The organism is Nonomuraea insulae (assembly GCF_042656245.1).
Genome location: NZ_JBHSPA010000022.1, coordinates 254,384 through 272,403, shown reverse-complemented (window position 1 = coordinate 272,403; position 18,020 = coordinate 254,384). Strand labels below are relative to the sequence as shown.

The 18,020-nt window shown below is 70.3% G+C and carries 18 protein-coding genes; 11 read left to right on the top strand and 7 right to left on the bottom strand.

The features are described 5' to 3' along the window. Window positions 1-89 precede the first annotated feature (89 nt). Window positions 90-1,835, top strand: coding sequence for a proline--tRNA ligase (locus ACFPZ3_RS17200; protein WP_379515109.1), 1,746 nt, complete (start codon window positions 90-92; stop codon window positions 1,833-1,835). A gap of 43 nt (window positions 1,836-1,878) precedes the next feature. Here the strand turns inward: ACFPZ3_RS17200 and ACFPZ3_RS17195 are convergent, their stop codons facing one another. Genes ACFPZ3_RS17195 through ACFPZ3_RS17180 form a run of 4 tightly spaced genes read right to left on the bottom strand, consistent with a single transcriptional unit; the run spans window position 1,879 to window position 5,681 of the window. Further along, window positions 1,879-3,378 carry a tripartite tricarboxylate transporter permease gene (locus tag ACFPZ3_RS17195; RefSeq protein WP_379515108.1) on the bottom strand — a complete coding sequence of 500 codons (1,500 nt, stop codon included), beginning with the start codon at window positions 3,376-3,378 and terminating at the stop codon, window positions 1,879-1,881. A 1-nt stretch (window position 3,379) separates the two neighbouring features. After that, window positions 3,380-3,853: a tripartite tricarboxylate transporter TctB family protein gene (locus ACFPZ3_RS17190; RefSeq protein WP_379515107.1), complete on the bottom strand. Its 474-nt coding sequence runs from the start codon at window positions 3,851-3,853 to the stop codon at window positions 3,380-3,382. After that, entirely contained in the window at window positions 3,850-4,836 is a 987-nt protein-coding gene (locus ACFPZ3_RS17185) for a Bug family tripartite tricarboxylate transporter substrate binding protein (RefSeq protein WP_379515106.1), read from the bottom strand. Before ACFPZ3_RS17185 ends, ACFPZ3_RS17190 begins: the two co-directional genes overlap by 4 nt. Next, window positions 4,833-5,681: an alpha/beta hydrolase family protein gene (locus tag ACFPZ3_RS17180; RefSeq protein ID WP_379515105.1), complete on the bottom strand. Its 849-nt coding sequence runs from the start codon at window positions 5,679-5,681 to the stop codon at window positions 4,833-4,835. The genes ACFPZ3_RS17185 and ACFPZ3_RS17180 overlap by 4 nt, the downstream gene beginning before the upstream one ends. Before the next feature lie 68 nt (window positions 5,682-5,749). On the opposite strand from ACFPZ3_RS17180, the gene ACFPZ3_RS17175 reads away from it, so the two are divergent. Continuing rightward, complete coding sequence (locus ACFPZ3_RS17175) at window positions 5,750-6,829, top strand: ArsR/SmtB family transcription factor (protein ID WP_379515104.1); 1,080 nt, start codon at window positions 5,750-5,752, stop codon at window positions 6,827-6,829. On the opposite strand, the gene ACFPZ3_RS17170 is transcribed toward ACFPZ3_RS17175, so the two are convergent. Both ACFPZ3_RS17170 and ACFPZ3_RS17165 read right to left on the bottom strand, forming a co-directional pair. Beyond that, window positions 6,806-7,249, bottom strand: a complete 444-nt coding sequence (locus ACFPZ3_RS17170; RefSeq protein WP_379515103.1) for a ferritin-like domain-containing protein — start codon at window positions 7,247-7,249, stop codon at window positions 6,806-6,808. The two genes, ACFPZ3_RS17175 and ACFPZ3_RS17170, sit on opposite strands and share 24 nt — an antisense overlap. A gap of 20 nt (window positions 7,250-7,269) precedes the next feature. After that, on the bottom strand, window positions 7,270-7,725 hold the full coding sequence (locus tag ACFPZ3_RS17165; protein WP_379515102.1) for a hypothetical protein: 456 nt from the start codon (window positions 7,723-7,725) through the stop codon (window positions 7,270-7,272). Window positions 7,726-7,959: 234 nt separating this feature from the next. Between ACFPZ3_RS17165 and rimP the strand changes: the two genes are divergently transcribed. From rimP to truB, 8 genes are all read left to right on the top strand, one after another. Continuing rightward, window positions 7,960-8,445: a ribosome maturation factor RimP gene (gene rimP / locus ACFPZ3_RS17160; protein ID WP_379515101.1), complete on the top strand. Its 486-nt coding sequence runs from the start codon at window positions 7,960-7,962 to the stop codon at window positions 8,443-8,445. A gap of 11 nt (window positions 8,446-8,456) precedes the next feature. Further along, window positions 8,457-9,461, top strand: coding sequence for a transcription termination factor NusA (nusA, locus tag ACFPZ3_RS17155; protein ID WP_379515100.1), 1,005 nt, complete (start codon window positions 8,457-8,459; stop codon window positions 9,459-9,461). Continuing rightward, window positions 9,445-9,744, top strand: coding sequence for a YlxR family protein (locus ACFPZ3_RS17150; protein WP_379515099.1), 300 nt, complete (start codon window positions 9,445-9,447; stop codon window positions 9,742-9,744). The genes nusA and ACFPZ3_RS17150 overlap by 17 nt, the downstream gene beginning before the upstream one ends. Window positions 9,745-9,869: 125 nt before the next feature. Continuing rightward, window positions 9,870-13,103 carry a translation initiation factor IF-2 gene (gene infB, locus ACFPZ3_RS17145; protein WP_379515098.1) on the top strand — a complete coding sequence of 1,078 codons (3,234 nt, stop codon included), beginning with the start codon at window positions 9,870-9,872 and terminating at the stop codon, window positions 13,101-13,103. Between the two features lie 120 nt (window positions 13,104-13,223). Then, window positions 13,224-13,520, top strand: coding sequence for a DUF503 domain-containing protein (locus ACFPZ3_RS17140; RefSeq protein WP_379515188.1), 297 nt, complete (start codon window positions 13,224-13,226; stop codon window positions 13,518-13,520). A gap of 38 nt (window positions 13,521-13,558) precedes the next feature. Beyond that, window positions 13,559-14,020, top strand: a complete 462-nt coding sequence (rbfA, locus tag ACFPZ3_RS17135; RefSeq protein WP_379515097.1) for a 30S ribosome-binding factor RbfA — start codon at window positions 13,559-13,561, stop codon at window positions 14,018-14,020. Continuing rightward, the gene (locus ACFPZ3_RS17130; protein WP_379515096.1) at window positions 14,017-15,054 is read left to right on the top strand and encodes a DHH family phosphoesterase; all 1,038 of its coding nucleotides are present in this window, start codon (window positions 14,017-14,019) and stop codon (window positions 15,052-15,054) included. Before rbfA ends, ACFPZ3_RS17130 begins: the two co-directional genes overlap by 4 nt. After that, window positions 15,054-15,926, top strand: a complete 873-nt coding sequence (truB, locus tag ACFPZ3_RS17125; RefSeq protein WP_379515095.1) for a tRNA pseudouridine(55) synthase TruB — start codon at window positions 15,054-15,056, stop codon at window positions 15,924-15,926. The genes ACFPZ3_RS17130 and truB overlap by 1 nt, the downstream gene beginning before the upstream one ends. Here the strand turns inward: truB and ACFPZ3_RS17120 are convergent. Further along, window positions 15,923-16,942: a TRM11 family SAM-dependent methyltransferase gene (locus tag ACFPZ3_RS17120; protein ID WP_379515094.1), complete on the bottom strand. Its 1,020-nt coding sequence runs from the start codon at window positions 16,940-16,942 to the stop codon at window positions 15,923-15,925. The genes truB and ACFPZ3_RS17120 overlap by 4 nt on opposite strands. 82 nt (window positions 16,943-17,024) lie before the next feature. On the opposite strand from ACFPZ3_RS17120, the gene ACFPZ3_RS17115 reads away from it, so the two are divergent. Further along, window positions 17,025-17,951, top strand: coding sequence for a bifunctional riboflavin kinase/FAD synthetase (locus ACFPZ3_RS17115; RefSeq protein ID WP_379515093.1), 927 nt, complete (start codon window positions 17,025-17,027; stop codon window positions 17,949-17,951). The last annotated feature ends 69 nt before the right edge of the window (window positions 17,952-18,020 follow it).

The following is an 18,020-nucleotide window of genomic DNA, read 5'->3' as shown; positions in this document are numbered from 1 at the left end:
ATTGATCGCGGCCGATAAGGCCGCGCGCGGCGCTCCTCCGACTCGATAGCCTGTAGTCCCTCACATCCAGGTTCCACCAAGGAGTAGCCGTGTTGCTGCGCATGTCGTCGTTGTTTCTTCGCACCCTGCGGGACGACCCGGCAGACGCGGAAGTGCCGAGCCACAAGCTCCTGGTCCGCGCCGGTTTCGTACGCCGCGTCGCGCCCGGCATCTACTCCTGGCTGCCCCTCGGGAAGATGGTGCTGGAAAACGTCGCGAAGATCGTCCGCGAGGAAATGAACCGCATGGGCGGCCAGGAAGTGCTCTTCCCCGCCCTGCTGCCCCGCGAATACTACGAGGCGACCGGCCGCTGGACCGAATACGGCGACACGCTGTTCCGGCTCCAGGACCGCAAGGGCGCCGACTATCTCCTCGGCCCCACGCACGAGGAACTCTTCGCCGACATGGTCAAGGGCGAATACTCCTCCTACAAGGACTATCCGGTCACCCTTTACCAAATCCAGACCAAATACCGCGACGAGGCGCGGCCCAGGGCGGGCATCCTGCGCGGCCGCGAATTCCTGATGAAGGACTCCTACTCCTTCGACCTCGACGACGACGGGCTCAAGCACTCCTACGAGCAGCACCGCGAGACCTACATCAGGACCTTCGACCGCCTCGGCATCGAATACAAGATCGTCTTCGCGCAGTCGGGCGCGATGGGCGGCTCGGCCTCCGAGGAGTTCCTGGCGCCCACGCCCACCGGCGAGGACACGTTCGTGGCCTGCCGCTCGTGCGGCTACGCGGCCAACGCCGAGGCCGTCGTCACCACCGCCCCCGCCGCCAGGCCCGTGGACGAAGCGGCGCCGCTGCGGGTCATGGACACCCCCGGCACTCCCACCATCGAGACGCTGGTGTCCTACGTCAACGAGCACCACGGCCTGGCCATCACCGCCGCCGAGACGCTCAAGAACGTCGTCGTCAAGGTCTCCACGCCCGGCTCCGACAAGGTCGAGACGCTGATCATCGGCGTGCCCGGCGACCGCGAGGTGGACTTCAAGCGCCTGGAGGCGTCGCTGGCGCCCGGCGAGCCCGCCATCTTCGAGGCCGCCGACTTCGCCAGGCACCCCGGGCTCGTGCGCGGCTACATCGGCCCGCAGGTCCTGCGCGAGCTCGGCATCCGCTACCTCGTCGACCCCCGCGTCGTCACGGGCACGTCCTGGGTGACCGGCGCCAACGAGGCGGGCAAGCACGCCGCCAACGTGGTCGCGGGCCGCGACTTCACCCCTGACGGCACGATCGAGGCCGCGGAGGTGCGCGCCGGCGACTCCTGCCCCCGCTGCGGATCCGAGCTGTCCATCGACCGGGGCATCGAGATCGGCCACATCTTCCAGCTCGGCCGCAAATACGCCGACGTCGCCGGCCTCGACGCGCTCGGCCCCGACGGCAAGCCGATCCGCATCACGATGGGCTCCTACGGCATCGGGGTGTCCCGCGCGGTGGCGGTCATCGCCGAGCAGGCGCACGACCGGCTCGGGCTCGTCTGGCCCCGCGAGGTCGCCCCCGCCGACGTGCACATCGTCGGCACCGGCAAGGAGAACCAGGTGGAGGCCGCTCTGCAACTGGGGGCCGAGCTGGAGTCGCGCGGGCTGCGGGTCCTGGTGGACGACCGGGCGCAGGTGTCGCCCGGAGTGAAGTTCAAGGACGCGGAGCTGCTGGGGCTGCCGACGATCGTGGTGGTCGGGCGCGGGCTGTCGCAGGGCGTCGTGGAGCTGCGCGACCGCGTCTCCGGCGAGAAGTCGGAGATCCCCCTCGCGCAGGCCGCCGACCTCATCCTCGCCGCCGCCTCGGCCTGAGTCCTGCCGCACGGAGCCCTCCCGCCGTGGGAGGGCTCCGCGCTCAGGCGGCGGGCAGGGCCGTCTTCGACCGCTTCCTCACGAACACGGGCCCCACCAGGCACGCCACCGCCACCAGCAGGATCACCAGCGACACCGGCCGCGTCACGAACACCGACGGATCCCCTTCGCTGAAGGCCAGCGCCCGCCGGAACTGCACCTCCATCAACGGCCCCAGCACCGCCCCCAGGATCAACGGCGCCACCGGATACCGGGCCCGGTGCATCACCCATCCCAGGAGCCCGAACCCGTAGGCCACCAGCACCTCGAAGACGCTCTGCGAGATCGAGTACACCCCCAGCGTCGCGAACGTCAGGATCGCCGCCGTCAGCAGCGCGGCGGGGACGCTCAGCAACTTCACCCACACCCGGATCAGCGGCAGGTTCAGCACCAGCAACATCACGTTCCCGATGTAGAGGCTGGCGATCAGGGTCCACACCAGCACCGGCTGCTGGTCGAACAGCTGCGGCCCTGGCTGCACGTTGTAGATCTGGAACGCGATCAGCAACATGCTCGCCGTGGCCGAGGTCGGGATCCCCAGCGTGAGCAGCGGCACCAGCACCCCGGAGAACGCCGCGTTGTTGGCCGCCTCCGGCCCCGCCACGCCCTCGATGGCACCCTGGCCGAACTCCTCCGGGTGCTTCGACAGCCGCTTCTCCACGTTGTAGCTCAGGAACGTCGGCAACTCGGCCCCGCCCGCGGGCAGCGACCCGATCGGCAGCCCGAACAACGTCCCGCGCAGCCACGGCTTCCACGAGCGCCGCCAGTCCTCCCGCGTCATCCCGATCTTCCCGTCCACCGTGACGGGAGCCTGCGCCGGTCGGTGCCGCGAGGCGGCCGTGGAGATCGCCTCCGCGACCGCGAACAACCCCACCGCCACCGCGACCACCGACAGCCCCTCGTACAACTCGGGCACGCCGAAGGCGAAGCGTGGCTGGCCGGTCATCTGGTCGATCCCGACCATCCCGATGGTCAGCCCGAGGAAGAGGCTCGACAGCCCCCGTACGATCGAGTCCCCCATGAGCGAGGTCACCGTCACGAACGCGAGCACCATGATCGAGAAGTACTCGGCGGGCTGGATGAGCTTGGCGATGCTCGACATTCCGGGGGCGAGGAAGGTGATGACGACCGTGGAGATCGTCCCGGCCACGAACGAGCCGATGGCCGCCGTCGCCAGCGCCGCCCCCGCCCGGCCGCGCCGGGCCATCGGATAGCCCTCCAGCGTCGTCGGGATCGAGGCCGTCTCGCCCGGGATGTTCAGCAGGATCGCGGTCGTCGAACCGCCGTACATGCCGCCGTAGTAGATCCCGGCGAACATCACGAACGCCCCCACCGGGTCGAACACGAACGTCAGCGGCAGCAGCAACGCGATCGTCGTGGCGGGACCGAGCCCCGGCAGGACGCCCACGAGCGTGCCGACGGTGACCCCGAGCACGGCCAGCAGCAGGTTCTGCAGACTCAGCGCGTGGCCGAACCCGTCGAGCAGGTTGCCCAGCACGTCCATCTCAGAACGCCAATCTGATCAGGCCCGGCGGCAGCGTGATGCCGAGGAGCCGGTCGAAGAGGAAGTACGTGGCCAGCGCCAGCACCAGCCCCACGAGCACGTCGCGCACCAGCCGCCGGCTGCCCAGCACCCTGGCCACGGCCACGAAGAACAACGTGGTGGCCTGCCAGTAACCGACAGGGACGAGGAGCAGCGCGTACGCCAGCAGCGCCCCCAGCAGCATCAGCACAGAAGGCCAGTGCGTCTCCTCCGAGTGCGTCTCTTCTGTGGGCGTCTCTTCCGCGGGCGACGGGCCGGACCTGAACGCCTGGACGACCCCGATCACCGACACCACGCCCAGCCCCGCCCCCACCAGCAGCGGGAACGCGCGCGGCCCCACCGCCTGGTAGGCGTCGCCCTGCGGGATCGAGAACGCCTGCGCCAGCACCACCAGGGCCGCCGCCAGGAAGCCGAGCGAGACGATCCGCTGCGTCACGTGCCTAGCCCCAGCTCGCCCAGGATGGCGGTGACCTGCGTACGCTGCTCGGTCAGCACCTTGCCGAACTCCTCGCCCGGCTTCCAGTCCTCGGTCCAGTTGTTGCGCTCAAGGACCTTCTTCCAGCACGACGACTGACGCACCTTGTCGAGCAGGCCGATCACGTCCTGCTGCTGCTCCTTCGACAGCCCGGCCGGGGCCAGCACGCCGGCCAGCGTGGAGACCGCCTCGCCGGCCATGCCCAGCTCCGTCATCGTCGGGGCGTCGATGCCGGTGACGCGCTCCTCGGAGTCCACCGCCAGCACCCGCAGCTCGCCCGCCTCGATCTGCGGCCGCAGCTCGGCCACGGTGTCGACGCCGACCGTGGCGGCGCCGCTGAGCAGCAGGTTCATGGACTCGCCGCCACCGGCCGTGGGCACGAAGTTGATCTCCTTGGCCGCGACGCCGCGGCTCTTGGCCAGCCCCGCCACCGTCATCTGGCCGGGTCCGCCGAGCGAGCCGCCCGTCCACTTGACGCTGTGCGGCTTGGCCTCCATGGCGTCCAGCAGGGCCTTCAGCTCCTTGTACGGCGACTTCTTGGCCACCACGATCGCGCTCGGCCCCCTGCTCAGCCCCGCCACGGGCGTCAGCGTGGACAGGTCGACCGGCGACTTGTTGTTCACGATGCCGCCCAGCATGGTCACGCTGTCCATGACCATGAGCTGGTAAGGATCGCCCTGCTTCTTGGCGAACTGGGCCAGCCCGATCGTCCCGCCCGCGCCCGGCACGTTCGTGACCGTGGCGTCCGCGTCGGTCACCTTGCACTCGCTGAGCGCGCTGGCGATGCCCCGCGCCCGCGTGTCCCAGCCGCCGCCCGGGCTGCCCGGCGCCATGATCGACAGCGACTTGCTCGGATACTCGCCGCCCGCGTCGGCGCTCTCGCCCACGGCGCAGCCGCTGAGCGTCACGGCCACCGCGACGGCGGCGAGCAGCTTGATCTTCATGATGTCTCCTGGGGGGTGAGAATCGATGCGAAGAAGTCCTTGACCGGCCCGAGCACGCGCATCGGCTCGTGTCCCACGCCCGGCACGACGTCGAACCGCACGCCGATGCCGTGGGCCTCGAAGTTGTCGCGCAGCGCCCTGAGCCGCTCCACGCGCGTCACGCCGTGGGCGTCGGCGCCGTCCATCCAGTTGGAGTCACCCTGGTTGTTGATCTCCCAGGTCTCCACGTCGGCGCTGCCCACGATCATCTGCACCGGCACGTCGCGCAGCTCCTCCACCCTCGGAGCGCAGCCGAACTCCTCCTCGAACCCCTTCAGTCCGATCCACCACGGGCTGCTCGGATCGATGTACGTTATCCGCCCTGGTGCGCCAATTGACAATCCGGCGAGCCGGTCGGGGTGCAGGTAGGCGAACCGGTGCACGAACTGCCCGCCGCCGGAGAAGCCGTGCAGCAGGAACCGCTCGGTGTCCACGTTGAAGCGCTCGCCCACTTCCTCGACGATGGCCAGCATGGCCAGGTCGAAGCGGATGTCGCCGTACCGGAGGAACTTGAAGTTGTGCAGGTCGTCGGGGTCGTCCCCGATGCCGGCGGGGAAGAGGGGGGCCAGCACCAGGCAGCCCTGCTCCTCGGCCCACTCGGCGAAGTTGTCGCGATACTGCGGTCCGCGCCGCCCTGTGCCGTGCTGCAGCACCGCCAGGGGCAGGGGCGCGCCGTCCGGGTCGTGGGCGGACGGCACGTACAGACAGTAGGAGAACCTCTGGTCGTATCTCGACGCGAAGACGGTCGTCGCTCCCGCCGAATAGAAGCCGGTCGGGTGCTTGACCACGTGCAGTGCCTCAGCCATGAGGCGACAGCCTGCGCAAACGCCGGTGCCCGCACAAGGAGATTGACGCCAATGCGGTAATCTGCAGGGTGGCCGTCACGCTCCTCCTCGACTCACCCACCACCGGATCCGTCGCCGTTCAGCAGTCACCCCTGGCCGAGCTGTGCGCCAGCCTGCACGCCTTCGACGAGCCGGGCCACCATCCCGCCAGCGCCGGCTGGGTGGCCAGGGCGCACGCCGAGCTGGACACCGCGCTGCTGGCCACGGCCGCCGTCCTGGCGCCGCTCTGGGGCCCCTTCCGCGCCCGCTACCTGCTGCCGCTGTCCGCGGGTCCTCGGCGCACCCTGGAGGAGGAGCTGCGCGAGGTGGCGGCACTGCCCGTCGGCGACTTCGTGGCCATGACCGTGCAGGCCCTGATCGGCAAGAACGACACCGAGCTGGCGCCGCGGCTCAGCGACGAGACCGTGCAGCGGCTGCGGCTGATCTCCTCCAGCCGCATGGAGATCGGCGCCCGGCTGCGCGCCGACCCCGAGGGTGTGCGCGGCGAGCTGCTCGACTTCCTGGCCGCCTTCGCCGCCGCAGTCTTCGACGCCGAATGGCCCGCGCTGCGCCGCGCCCTCGACCGCGACGGCGCGCTACGCGAGCGCGACCTGCGCAGGAAGGGCGCCCTGGCGCTGGCCGACCTGCCGACGGCCGGCGCCGTGCGGGGCGCCGAGCAGGGCTCCGGCGGCCCGTTGCACATCGTGTTCGACAAGCTCTACAACGCCACCGCCCGCGTGGACGAGCGCCGCCCCTGCCTGCTCGTCCCCACCGTGCACGGCCGCCCGCACTTCGTGATCAAGCACTATCCGGGTTACCCGGTCGTCATCCAGTACAGCGCCGACGGCGCCGGCACCCCCACCCTGGAGACGGCCAGGAGACGCCTGGCCGCACTCCAGGACCCCACCAGGCTGCGCCTGTGCTACGCGATCCTGCGCAACCCCGTCGCCACCGCCGAGCTGGCCAACCAGCTCGGCATGACCGCGCCCCAGGTCTCCAGGCACCTGCGCAGGCTCAGGGAGGCCCAGCTCGTGCACACCCACCGGCGCGGCTCGGTCGTCTACTACCAGCTCGACGCCGACGCCATCGAACGCCTCGGCCCCGACCTACTCTCCGTTCTGTACCGCTGAGGGCGTCGCCGACGGCACCGCCGCCGCCACGGGCATGCCGGGGAAGGCCGCGGGCTGGTCGGGGCGGAAGAGGTAGGAGCGCCTGACCGCCTCCTGCATGGCCAGCGCGGCATAGCGCCGCAGCGCCGCCTCATCGGCGGCGGCCAGCTCCAGGTAGGCCGCCGTCACCCCGTTCTCCAGGTGCGCCGCCAGCTTGGCGGCCAGCGTCGCGTTGGAGGGGAAGAACGGCAGCGCGTACGACGCGTCCGGCTCGACGGGCCGGCCGCCCCGCGCCGTGATGTACCCGCGCAACTGGTCACGGCCGGCCCGGTGCTCGTCGAAGGCCAAGGTGATCCTTTCGCGCAACCTCCCCGACGTGCGGGCGCCGAGCAGCCCGTACGCGAACAGCACCGCGTGCTCCGCGGCCAGCGCCTTACGCAACTTGTCAACATCACCGGTGTTCACAACGACCTCGGCAGGGCGACGACATGGGCGGCCTCACAGGCCCCGATGCTGGCGACGAGCTGGGCGACACCGGGCGAGAGCCCGGCCAGCGTGCGCGCCCGCGCCGCGGAGGCCTTGCGCTCCAGCTCGCGCAGCCGCGACAACGACGTCTTGGCGGTGGGCGTGGGCGACGGCGGCGCCGAGGCGGTGGCCTTCACGTGCTTGCGCAACTCGTTGAGATGGGCCTGATGGCGATCTCTGAACGGCACCAGTTTGTCCGCCCCGCCGGTGATCAGGGATGAATAGAGCGCGATTGTGCGTTGTTTCTCCGCGATGAGGTCCTTCAGCAGGACTGTCTCGGGAGAGTCAGGGGCCGGAGCGGACGGCTGCGGCGGGCCGGACGCGCTGCAGGCGGTGAGAGCGGCCGCCCCGCCCGCCAGCAAGGCTCGCCGGGAGAGCTGACGCGGGCGCACGGACTCGAACCTCCAGTTGTCACAGACCCTTATTCCTGGCCTCGGTAGCATCGTACGGCCAGTGCCCGTGATCGCCGTCCGGCGACGCACCGCCATTCGACCGCGACGAGTGGCGCTCTTTCCGTGCCCTCATACGGATAGGGTGTCAATGTCGTCGCTGGCTGAGCGGCCAGACGGCGGAGAGCCAGAGGCGAGGTCCGCCCGGCTGAGAACATGACAATAAGGGAGGTCGATATGGGCAGCGCTTCACCCCGCGACCACCTGATGGAGCTCCTGGAGCCCGTGGTCAGCGCGGAGGGCCTTGACCTGGAGGACATCACGGTCACCCAGGCAGGCAAGAGACGGCTGCTGCGTGTGATCGTCGATCGTGACGGCGGCGTGAGCCTCGACGACGTGGCCGACGTGAGCCAGGCCGTCTCCACGGCCCTGGACGACACCGACGCGATGGGCCAGGCAGCTTACACACTCGAGGTCTCCTCACCCGGCATCGATCGCCCGCTCACCGAGCCGCGCCACTGGCGCCGCGCGGCCAAGCGGCTGGTAAAGGCGGAGCTGGACGACGGCGCCGTCGTGGAGGGCCGCGTCCTGGCCGCCGACGAGAGCGGCGTCGACCTCGACGTCGAGGGCACGGCACGAAGACTTGATTACCAACACCTGACCCGCGGACGGGTGCAGGTGGAGTTCCGCCGCTTCGACGACGTCGACGGCGACGAAGGCTAAGGGGAGCCGCCGTGGACATCGACATGAGCGTCCTGCGCAGCCTGGAGCGGGAAAAGGACATCTCCTTCGAGCTGGTCGTCAAGGCGATCGAGGACGCGCTGCTCATCGCATACTCCCGCACGGAGGGCGCCCCCTCCAAGGCGCGGGCCGAGCTCGACCGCACCAGCGGTCACGTCACGATCTGGGCCGCCGAGCTCGACGACGAAGGTGAGGTCGTCAGGGAGTTCGACGACACCCCGGGCAACTTCAGCAGGATCGCCGCCACCACCGCCAAGCAGGTCATCCTGCAGCAGTTGCGCGACGCCGAAGACGAGATCAACTTCGGCGAGTTCGCCAGCCGCGAGGGCGAGCTGGTCTCCGGCGTCATCCAGCAGGGCAAGGACCCGCGCGTCGTGCTGGTCGACCTCGGCAAGATCGAGGCCGTGCTGCCGCACGCCGAGCAGGTCCCGGGCGAGGATTACGTGCACGGTGAGCGCATCCGCGCCTACGTCGTGCAGGTGAAGAAGGGTCACAAGGGCCCCTCCGTCTCCTTGTCTCGCACGCATCCCGGGCTGGTGAAGAAGCTGTTCGCGCTGGAGGTGCCGGAGATCGCCGACGGCACCGTGGAGATCGCCGCGGTGGCGCGCGAGGCCGGCCACCGTACGAAGATCGCGGTCAGGTCGCGCAAGCCCGGCGTCAACGCCAAGGGCGCGTGCATCGGGCCCATGGGCTCGCGCGTCCGCAACGTGATGACCGAGCTGCACGGCGAGAAGATCGACATCATCGACTGGTCCGAGGATCCCGGCGAGTTCGTCGGGAATGCCCTGTCTCCCGCACGCGTTTCCCACGTTGAGGTTCTGGACCTCGACGGCCGCGTCGCGCGGGTCACCGTGCCCGACTACCAGCTCTCGCTGGCCATCGGCAAAGAGGGGCAGAACGCCCGGCTAGCCGCGAGACTAACGGGATGGCGGATCGACATCCGGCCCGATACACAAGCCGAGGACGCCGCCGGTTCCGTAGATGCGTCAACACGGTAAGCTGGAATATGGTGGCCACGCGGTCCCACAGCGCACCTGTGTGGGCTGCAGGGTTCGCACGGCTAAGACCGAGCTGCTCCGTCTGGTGCGGGTCGAGGATCACGTAGTCCCTGACCTGCGAGGACAGCTTCCAGGCCGCGGTGCATCGCTGCATCCGTCCTTGAGTTGTCTGGAGCTTGCCGAGCGGCGCCGAGCGTTTCCGCGCGCGTTCCGCGTGCCGGGGCCGCTTGACGTGTCGCCCGTGCGGGCGCACTTGGAGGGAGAACCACGAAATGTCATGTAGGACGCCGAGTTGATGGGCGGAGTCAGATTGCTATGAGCGCCTGATGAGCACGCGGCGATGAAGACGTCAAGGTAGCGACGGTCCGGACGGCATAGCCAGCCTCCCGGGCCGAGTAAGGGAGTGCAGTGGCGAAGGTCCGGGTATACGAGCTCGCTAAGGAGTTCGGCGTAGAGAGCAAGGTCGTCATGGCCAAGCTCCAGGAGATGGGGGAGTTCGTCCGTTCGGCGTCCTCCACCATCGAAGCGCCGGTGGTCCGCAGGCTCACCGAAGCGTTGGGGGCATCGAAAGGTGGCCCCTCTAGGGGCGGCGGTCAGCCGTCCAACAAGCCGCAGCCGCCAAGGGCTGCTCCCCGGCCGGCAGACAGCCAGGCCGGTAACGGCGCTGGTCAAGCGTCGGTCCCCGCCCCGCCGCGTCCGGGCCCCAAGCCCGGCCCGCGTCCGGGTCCCCAGAGCGGCGGCGGCTCGCAGCCGCGGCCGCCGGTGCCGATGCCGCACCAGCCGCAGCAGGAGCCTCAGGCCGCCCGCGGCGAGACCTCGAGTGCCCCGCAGGCGCGTTTCGAGAGTGGCGCGCCCGCCCGTCCCGAGAGCGGCGCGCCCGCTCGTCCTGAAGGGGGTGCCCCCTCTCGTCCCGAGAGCGGCGCCCCTTCTCGTCCTGAGGGAGGTGCCCCCTCTCGTCCTGAGAGTGGCGCGTCCTCTCGTCCTGCTCCAGGCCCGCGGCCTGGTCCCGCCCCTCGTCCGGGTCCCAAGCCCGGCCCGGCGTCCCGTCCGGGCGCCCCGGGTGGTGGCGGCGGCTCGCAGCAGGCGCCGCGCCCAGGTGGCGGCGGCGGCCCGCGTCCAGGACCGGGTCCCAAGCCCGGCCCGCGCGGCCCGCGTCCTGGTAACAACCCGTTCTCTTCCAACGCCAGCGGCATGGGCCAGTCCCGTCCGCCGCGTCCCGGCGGCAACCGCGAAGGCGGTGGCGGTCCCGGTCAGCGCGAGCGTCGTGACGGTCCGCCGCGCGACGGCGCGATGCCGCGTCCGCCGCAGGGTCGTGGCGGCGGCGGCGAGGGCAGAGGCGGCTCAGCCGGTCCCCGTCCTGGTCCGCCCTCCGGCGGTGGGCGTCCGGGCGGTCCCGGTGCGGGCGGTCCGCGTCCGGGTGGCCCGCGGCCCAACCCGATGATGATGCCGCAGGGTCGCCCTGCCGGTCCCGGCGGCGGCGGTGGCGGCGGTGGCCGTCCCGGTGGCGGTGGCGGCGGCGGTCGTCCTGGCGGCGGTGGCGGCGGTGGCCGTCCCGGCGGCGGTGGCGGCGGCGGTCGTCCCGGTGGCGGTGGCGGCGGTTTCGCCGGTCGCCCGGGTGGCGGTGGCACCGGTCAGCGCACCGGCACCGGTGGTCCCGGCGGCGGCGGTGGCTTCGGCGGCCGTCCCGGTGGCGGCGGCCGTGGTCGTGGCGGCGGCACCGCGGGAGCCTTCGGGCGTCCCGGTGGCCGTCCCGCGCGTGGCCGCAAGTCCAAGCGTCAGAGGCGCCAGGAGTTCGACAACATGTCGGCGCCGGCGATCGGCGGTGTGCAGGTCGCTCGCGGCAACGGCGCGACGATCCGCCTCCCGCGCGGTGCGTCGCTGTCCGACTTCGCCGACCGCATCGGCGCGAACCCCGCCTCGCTCGTGCAGATCATGCTGCACCTGGGCGAGATGGTGACCGCGACGCAGTCGGTCAACGAGGAGACGCTGCAGCTTCTCGGGCAGGAGCTGGACTACAACATCCAGGTCGTCAGCCCGGAGGAGGAGGACCGCGAGCTTCTCGAGGCCTTCGACATCGAGTTCGGCGAGGACGAGGGCGACGAGGAAGACCTTGCCGCACGTCCGCCGGTCGTGACCGTCATGGGTCACGTCGACCACGGTAAGACCAAGCTGCTCGACGCCATCCGCAAGACCAACGTGGTGGCGCGCGAGGCCGGTGGCATCACCCAGCACATCGGTGCTTACCAGGTCGCCGCTGAGCACGACGGCCAGGAACGGAAGATCACCTTCATCGACACCCCGGGTCACGAGGCGTTCACCGCCATGCGTGCCCGAGGCGCCAAGTCCACCGACATCGCGGTGCTGGTGGTCGCGGCCGACGACGGTGTGAAGCCGCAGACGATCGAGGCCCTCAACCACGCCCAGGCGGCCGAGGTTCCGATCGTGGTCGCGGTCAACAAGGTCGACAAGGAGGGCGCCGACCCCAACAAGGTGCGCGCCCAGCTCACCGAGTACGGCCTGGTGGCGGAGGAATACGGCGGCTCGACGCTGTTCGTCGACATTTCGGCGAGGAACGGCACGGGCATCGACCAGCTCCTCGAGGCCATCGTGCTGACCGCGGACGCCGAGCTCGACCTGCGGGCCAACCCGTCGATGGGCGCCCAGGGCATCGCGATCGAGGCGCACCTCGACAAGGGCCGCGGCCCTGTCGCGACCGTCCTGGTCCAGCGCGGCACGCTCCGCGTCGGCGACTCGATCGTGTGTGGCGAGGCCTACGGCCGCGTCCGCGCGATGCTCGACGACAACGGCGACGCGGTCGAGGAGGCCACGCCGTCCCGTCCGGTCCGGGTGATGGGCCTGACGGCCGTGCCCGGCGCCGGTGACAACTTCATCGTCGTCACCGACGACCGCATGGCCCGTCAGATCGCCGAGCAGCGCGCGGCGCGCAAGCGCAGCGCCGACATGGCGAAGTCGAGCCGCCGCCTGACTCTCGAGGAGCTGTTCAGCAACCTCGAGAAGGGTCGCGTCGACGAGCTCAAGCTCATCATCAAGGGTGACGTCTCCGGTTCGGTGGAGGCCCTGGAAGACGCTCTGCTCAAGATCGACGTCGGCGACGAGGTCAGGCTTCGTGTCCTGCACCGCGCGGTCGGCGCCATCACCGAGTACGACGTCAACCTGGCCGTCGCCGACGACAACGCGGTCATCATCGGCTTCAACGTCCGCCCCGAGCCTCGGGCGCGCGACCTGGCCGAGCGCGAGGGCGTCGACATCCGCTACTACTCGGTCATCTACCAGGCGATCGAGGAAATCGAAGCGGCGCTCAAGGGCATGCTCAAGCCCGAGTTCGAAGAGGTCCAGATGGGCACGGCGGAAGTCCGCGAGGTCTTCAAGGTGCCGAAGATCGGCAACGTCGCCGGTTCGCTGGTCCGCTCCGGCGTGATCGTCCGCAACACCAAGGCCAGGATCATCCGCGACGGCGTCGTCATCGCGGACAACCTGACCGTCTCGTCGCTGCGTCGGTTCAAGGATGACGCGACCGAGGTCCGCGAGGGCTTCGAGTGCGGTATCGGTGTCGGCTACAACGACATCAGGATCGAGGACGTGGTCGAGACGTTCGAGATGCGGGAGAAGCCGCGCGTGTAACAAGCGGCCGGGCGCCCGGCGGGACATCCGCCGGGCGCCTCTCGCACGCTCTGGCCTGGTCCCCACCGCACCGGGCCGGTCGTGCTTTCACCACACCAGGTCAAGCGGTGGTTGCCAACGATGTATGTGGGTTCTCTTACCCTGGACATCCTGCTCGGCGACGTCAGATCGCTGAAGCAGAAGCGCTCTGTCGTCCGTCCGCTGATCGCCGAGTTGCAGCGCCGTTATCCCAGCATCGCGGCGGCTGAAACGGGCCATCTCGACCTGCACCGCAGGGCGGAGGTCGGCTTGGCGGTGGTCTCCGCCTCCGCGGGTAACTGCAAAGAGGTGATGGACGCCTGCGAGCGGATGGTGGCCTTCCGCCCCGAGATCGAGCTGCTGTCGGCCCGGCATCGGCTCTACAACGACGAAGATTGAACGACTGCACGGCCAGGTCGTGCGTGAGGGGGGCAAAGATGGTGGATGCCGCACGAGCACACAAGCTCGCCGACCGCATCCAGCAGATCGTCGCCGAGATGCTGGAGCGCCGGATCAAGGATCCGCGCCTGGGTTTCATCACCGTGACCGACACGCGCGTCACCGCTGACCTGCGTGACGCGACGGTGTTCTACACGGTGTTCGGCTCCGACGCCGAGCGGGCCGACAGTGCCGCCGCCCTCGAAAGCGCCAAGGGCATTCTCCGCTCCGAGGTGGGCAAGCAGACCGGCGTGCGCTTCGCCCCGACGCTGACGTTCAAGCACGACCCGCTGCCCGACAGCGCGCGCCACCTGGACGACCTGATCAACGCCGCCAGGGAACGCGACGCCGAGGTGGCGCGGCAGGCTCAGAGCGCCTCCTACGCGGGCGAGCCGGACCCGTATCGCAAGCCCGAGGAGGAAGAGACGGGCCAGGACGTGGCCAAGGGCGACCAGGCGTGACGCCCGACGTGCGCGACAGGGCAGACCGTCCGCCCCGACTGGGCGGTCCGCCTGAGAGCACCCCGATCCCCGAGACGTCGTGGGATCGGGCACTTCGGCTGATCGGCCGGGCCGACGAGGTCGCGCTGGCCTGCCACGTGACGCCCGACGGCGACGCGCTCGGCTCGATGCTGGCCGTCGCGTTCGTGCTGCGCTCGATGGGCAAGCGGGTGGTGGCCTCGTTCGGCGACCGGGTCTTCGCGGTGCCGCGGCTGCTGCGCTTCCTGCCGGGGCAGGAGATGCTGGTGCCGCCCGAGGACTATCCGGCCGCGCCCGAGCTGATGATCGTGTTCGACTGCTCGACGTTCGAGCGGGTCGGGCTGCTGGGCGCCAACGCCGCCGCGGCGGCCGAGGTCGTGGTGGTCGACCACCACCCGTCCAACTCGGGGTTCGGCTCGCTCGACCTCATCGACGCCGAGGCCGCGGCCACCGCGATGCTGGCCGAGCAGCTCGTCTACCGGCTCGGCGGGCGGCTCGACCGGGACATCGCCATCTGCCTGTACGCGGGGCTGGTGACCGACACCGGGTCCTTCCGCTACGCCTCGACCACGCCGGCCGTGCACCAGATGGCGGCCAGGCTCGTGGCCACCGGGCTGCGGGTCGACGAGATCGCCCGCGAGCTGTGGGACCGTTCCCCGTTCGGCTATCTCAAGGTGCTGGCCGCCGGGCTCGAGCGGGTGACGCTGGAGGGCGGGCTGGTGTGGACGTACGTGACGCGGGTGGACCGGGCCGCGTACGCGCTGCCCTACTCCGAGCTGGAGGGCATCATCGACATCGTCCGCCGCACCGACGAGGCGGAGGTCGCGGTCGTGCTCAAGGAGGACGACTACGGCGACTGGCAGGTGTCCACCAGGTCCAAGGGCACGGTTGACGTGGCGGCGGTGTGCTCGGCGCTGGGCGGCGGCGGGCATCACAACGCGGCCGGATTCACCTCCTACGACACCGTCGAGGAGACCATGGACAAGTTCCGGAGAGAGCTGGGGAAGGTCTCCTGATGGCCGAGAGCGGTCTGATCATCGTCGACAAGCCGGGCGAGTGGACCTCGCACGACGTGGTGGCCAAGATGCGGCGCATCGCGGGCACCCGCCGGGTGGGGCACGCGGGCACGCTCGACCCGATGGCGACGGGCGTGCTGGTGGTCGGCGTGGAGAAGGCGACCCGGCTGCTGGGGCACCTGACGCTGACCGAGAAGGTCTACGAGGCCACCATCCGGCTCGGCGTGAGCACGAACACCGACGACGCCGAGGGCGAGGTCACCGCCACGGCCTCGGCCGCCGGCGTCACCGCCCCCGAGATCCACAAGGGCGTCGCGGCGCTGACCGGGGAGATCATGCAGGTCCCGCCGCAGGTCAGCGCGATCAAGGTGAACGGGCAGCGGGCGTACAAGATGGCGCGGGCGGGCGAGGAGGTCGAGCTGGCGGCCAGGCCCGTCACGGTGCGGGTGTTCGACGTGCTCGACGTCAGGGCCGCTGATGACGTGGTGGACGTGGACGCGGTCGTGACCTGCTCCAGCGGCACCTACATCCGCGCGCTGGCCCGCGACCTGGGCGGCGCGCTCGGGGTGGGCGGGCATCTGACGCGGCTGCGGCGTACCCGGGTGGGGCCCTACGATCTCTCGCTGGCCAGGAGCATCGACCAACTCACCGAGGAGTGCGTGATCCTGCCGATCGGCGAGGCGGTGGCGGCGGCGTTCCCGCGCAGGGACGTCACGGCCGAGGAGGCGCGCGTGATTGGGCACGGCGGCCGGTTGCCGGCCGTGGGGCTCGGCGGCGGGCCGATCGGCGTGTTCGGGCCGGAGGGCGAGTTGCTGGCGCTGGTGGAGGAGCAGGGCAGGATGGCCAGGCCCCTCGCCGTCTTCGCCGGCTAACGCGGTTTGCGGGCCACGATGATGTCGCGGACGATCGCCTGGTCCACCCAGTGCTCGAAGTCGGGGTAGCTCTGCACTTCGAGGCCCGCGTCGGTGAGGATTCCTGCCAGGTCCGAGCTCTTGCCCCCGTAGGTGTTCCAGGCGATGCCCATCGCGCCGCCGGGGCGCAGCAGCTCGGCCCAGACCGGCACGGCCCTGCCCAGCAGCTCCAGGGGGCTGCGGGACAGGCCCGCGCCGCCCTTGCTGCCGTGCTGGACGCCGTAGGGGGCGTCGGTCGCCAGGATGTCGAACGAGTTCGGCTTGAAGAACTCGCGGCTCTTGAGGGTGTCGGCGTTGACCACGGTCAGGCGCTGCGTGTCGCCGGCCTTGACCGCCTCTTTCGACAGGCCGAAGGAGACGTTGAACCGCCGCCCGACCAGGGCCCGCTCGCGGCGCACCGGCACGGTCTCCGCGGTGTGCTTGAGCCGCTTGTTGCGCAGCCAGGTCTTGACGAAGCCGGTGTAGGCCTCGAAGTCCTTGCCGTCCAGGTCGATGCCGTAGGCGTCGTAGCCGTACATGAGGGCCTGGTTGAGGGTCGTGCCGCGCCCGCAGAGCGGGTCGAACACCGACAGCCCGTCGGCCAGCCCCTTGTCGCCCGCCAGCGCCGTGACGTTGAGCAGCAGCTTGGTGAAGTGCTCGTTGGTCTTGCCGGCGTATTTCTGGATGGTGATCAGATCGCTGCTCAGCCGGTCGCGTGAGCGCATCTCCAGCGGTCTGAGCAGCTCGCCCTCCAGCGCGAAGACGGCGTAGACGGAGGAGAGGTCGGACAGCAGGCGCACGTCGTGCTCGCTCAGCGGGAGCGTGGTCTCGAACGTCACATAGGGGACGCCGCCGATCCGCCTCTCGTCGCTGTCCAGCACCTCGGCTTCGAGGGCGCGATCGCTGAAGACGGCCAGCTCACTTCGGGTCAGCCGGATGGAGCTCTCTCCGTAGACCCGGTTGAAGGCAGGCAGGATCAGAAGCGCGTAACGAGGCATGATGCCCGATGATAGTCCCCTCGATTGGAGGGAATGCCGACGCGCATGGCAGGCTTGTACGGGTTGATCCGGGGACGAGCGAATGGGGCCTAGCGTGCAGGGTTCGGAGAGGTCTGTCGTCACCGTCGGCGTGTTCGACGGAGTTCACCGCGGGCACCAGCGGGTGGTCGGGCGTGCCGTCGCCGTCGCCAGGGAGCGGGGGCTGCGCTCTGCGGTCGTCACGTTCGAGCCGCATCCTGACGAGGTCGTACGGCCGGGGTCGCATCCGCAGCGGCTGACCAGCCCACGGCGCAGGGCCGAGTTGCTGTACGCACTCGGGGTGGACGACGTCGAGGTGGTCGAGTTCACGCTCGGGTTGTCGCGTAGCCGTCCCGATGAGTTCGTGCAGAATGTGCTGGCCGAGCGGTTGCGGGCGGCGGTCGTGGTGGTGGGGGAGGACTTCGTGTTCGGGCAGGGTGCCAGCGGCGATGTAGAGACATTGCGGACGCTGGGCGAGAAGTACGACTTCGAGGTGGAGGCCGTGCCCACGCTCGACGCCGTCTCCTCGACCTCCATCCGCCAGTTGCTCGTCGCGGGCGACGTGGAGGGCGCCAGAGACCGGCTCGGCCGGCCGCACCGCGTGGAGGGCGTCGTCGTACGCGGCTACCAGCGCGGCCGTCAGCTCGGCTTCCCCACGGCCAACGTCGAGACGCCGCAGCACACCGCGATCCCGGCGGACGGGGTCTACGCGGGCTGGATGGAGTGCGTCCCGGTGGCCAATCTGCCCGCTCTTTACGAGGGCGAGCGCTGGCCCGCGGCGATCTCCGTGGGCACGAATCCGACGTTCGACGGCGTTCCGCGTACCGTGGAGGCGTACGCGCTGGACCGGGACGATCTGGAGCTCTACGGCGTGCACGTGGCGGTGGAGTTCGCCGCGCGGTTGCGCGGCAACACCCGCTTCGACTCGATCGACGCGCTGATCGCCCAGATTCACGCCGACGTGGAGGCCACACGACGCCTGACGAGCTGATCTGTCCGGGAGGCGACCGCCCGAGCAGTCGACGCATGGTGGTAACCTTGCATGTCGGCTCTGTAGCGG

Bases quoted from the DNA above. Each gene is read 5' to 3' on its own strand.
- ACFPZ3_RS17150 (WP_379515099.1), top strand. From the start codon at position 9,445: ATGCGTCAACACGGTAAGCTGGAATATGGTGGCCACGCGGTCCCACAG.
- ACFPZ3_RS17120 (WP_379515094.1), bottom strand. From the start codon at position 16,942: ATGCCTCGTTACGCGCTTCTGATCCTGCCTGCCTTCAACCGGGTCTAC.
- rimP (WP_379515101.1), top strand. From the start codon at position 7,960: ATGGGCAGCGCTTCACCCCGCGACCACCTGATGGAGCTCCTGGAGCCC.
- ACFPZ3_RS17140 (WP_379515188.1), top strand. From the start codon at position 13,224: ATGTATGTGGGTTCTCTTACCCTGGACATCCTGCTCGGCGACGTCAGA.
- ACFPZ3_RS17115 (WP_379515093.1), top strand. From the start codon at position 17,025: ATGGGGCCTAGCGTGCAGGGTTCGGAGAGGTCTGTCGTCACCGTCGGC.
- ACFPZ3_RS17195 (WP_379515108.1), bottom strand. From the start codon at position 3,378: ATGGACGTGCTGGGCAACCTGCTCGACGGGTTCGGCCACGCGCTGAGT.
- truB (WP_379515095.1), top strand. From the start codon at position 15,054: ATGGCCGAGAGCGGTCTGATCATCGTCGACAAGCCGGGCGAGTGGACC.
- rbfA (WP_379515097.1), top strand. From the start codon at position 13,559: ATGGTGGATGCCGCACGAGCACACAAGCTCGCCGACCGCATCCAGCAG.
- ACFPZ3_RS17185 (WP_379515106.1), bottom strand. From the start codon at position 4,836: ATGAAGATCAAGCTGCTCGCCGCCGTCGCGGTGGCCGTGACGCTCAGC.
- ACFPZ3_RS17180 (WP_379515105.1), bottom strand. From the start codon at position 5,681: ATGGCTGAGGCACTGCACGTGGTCAAGCACCCGACCGGCTTCTATTCG.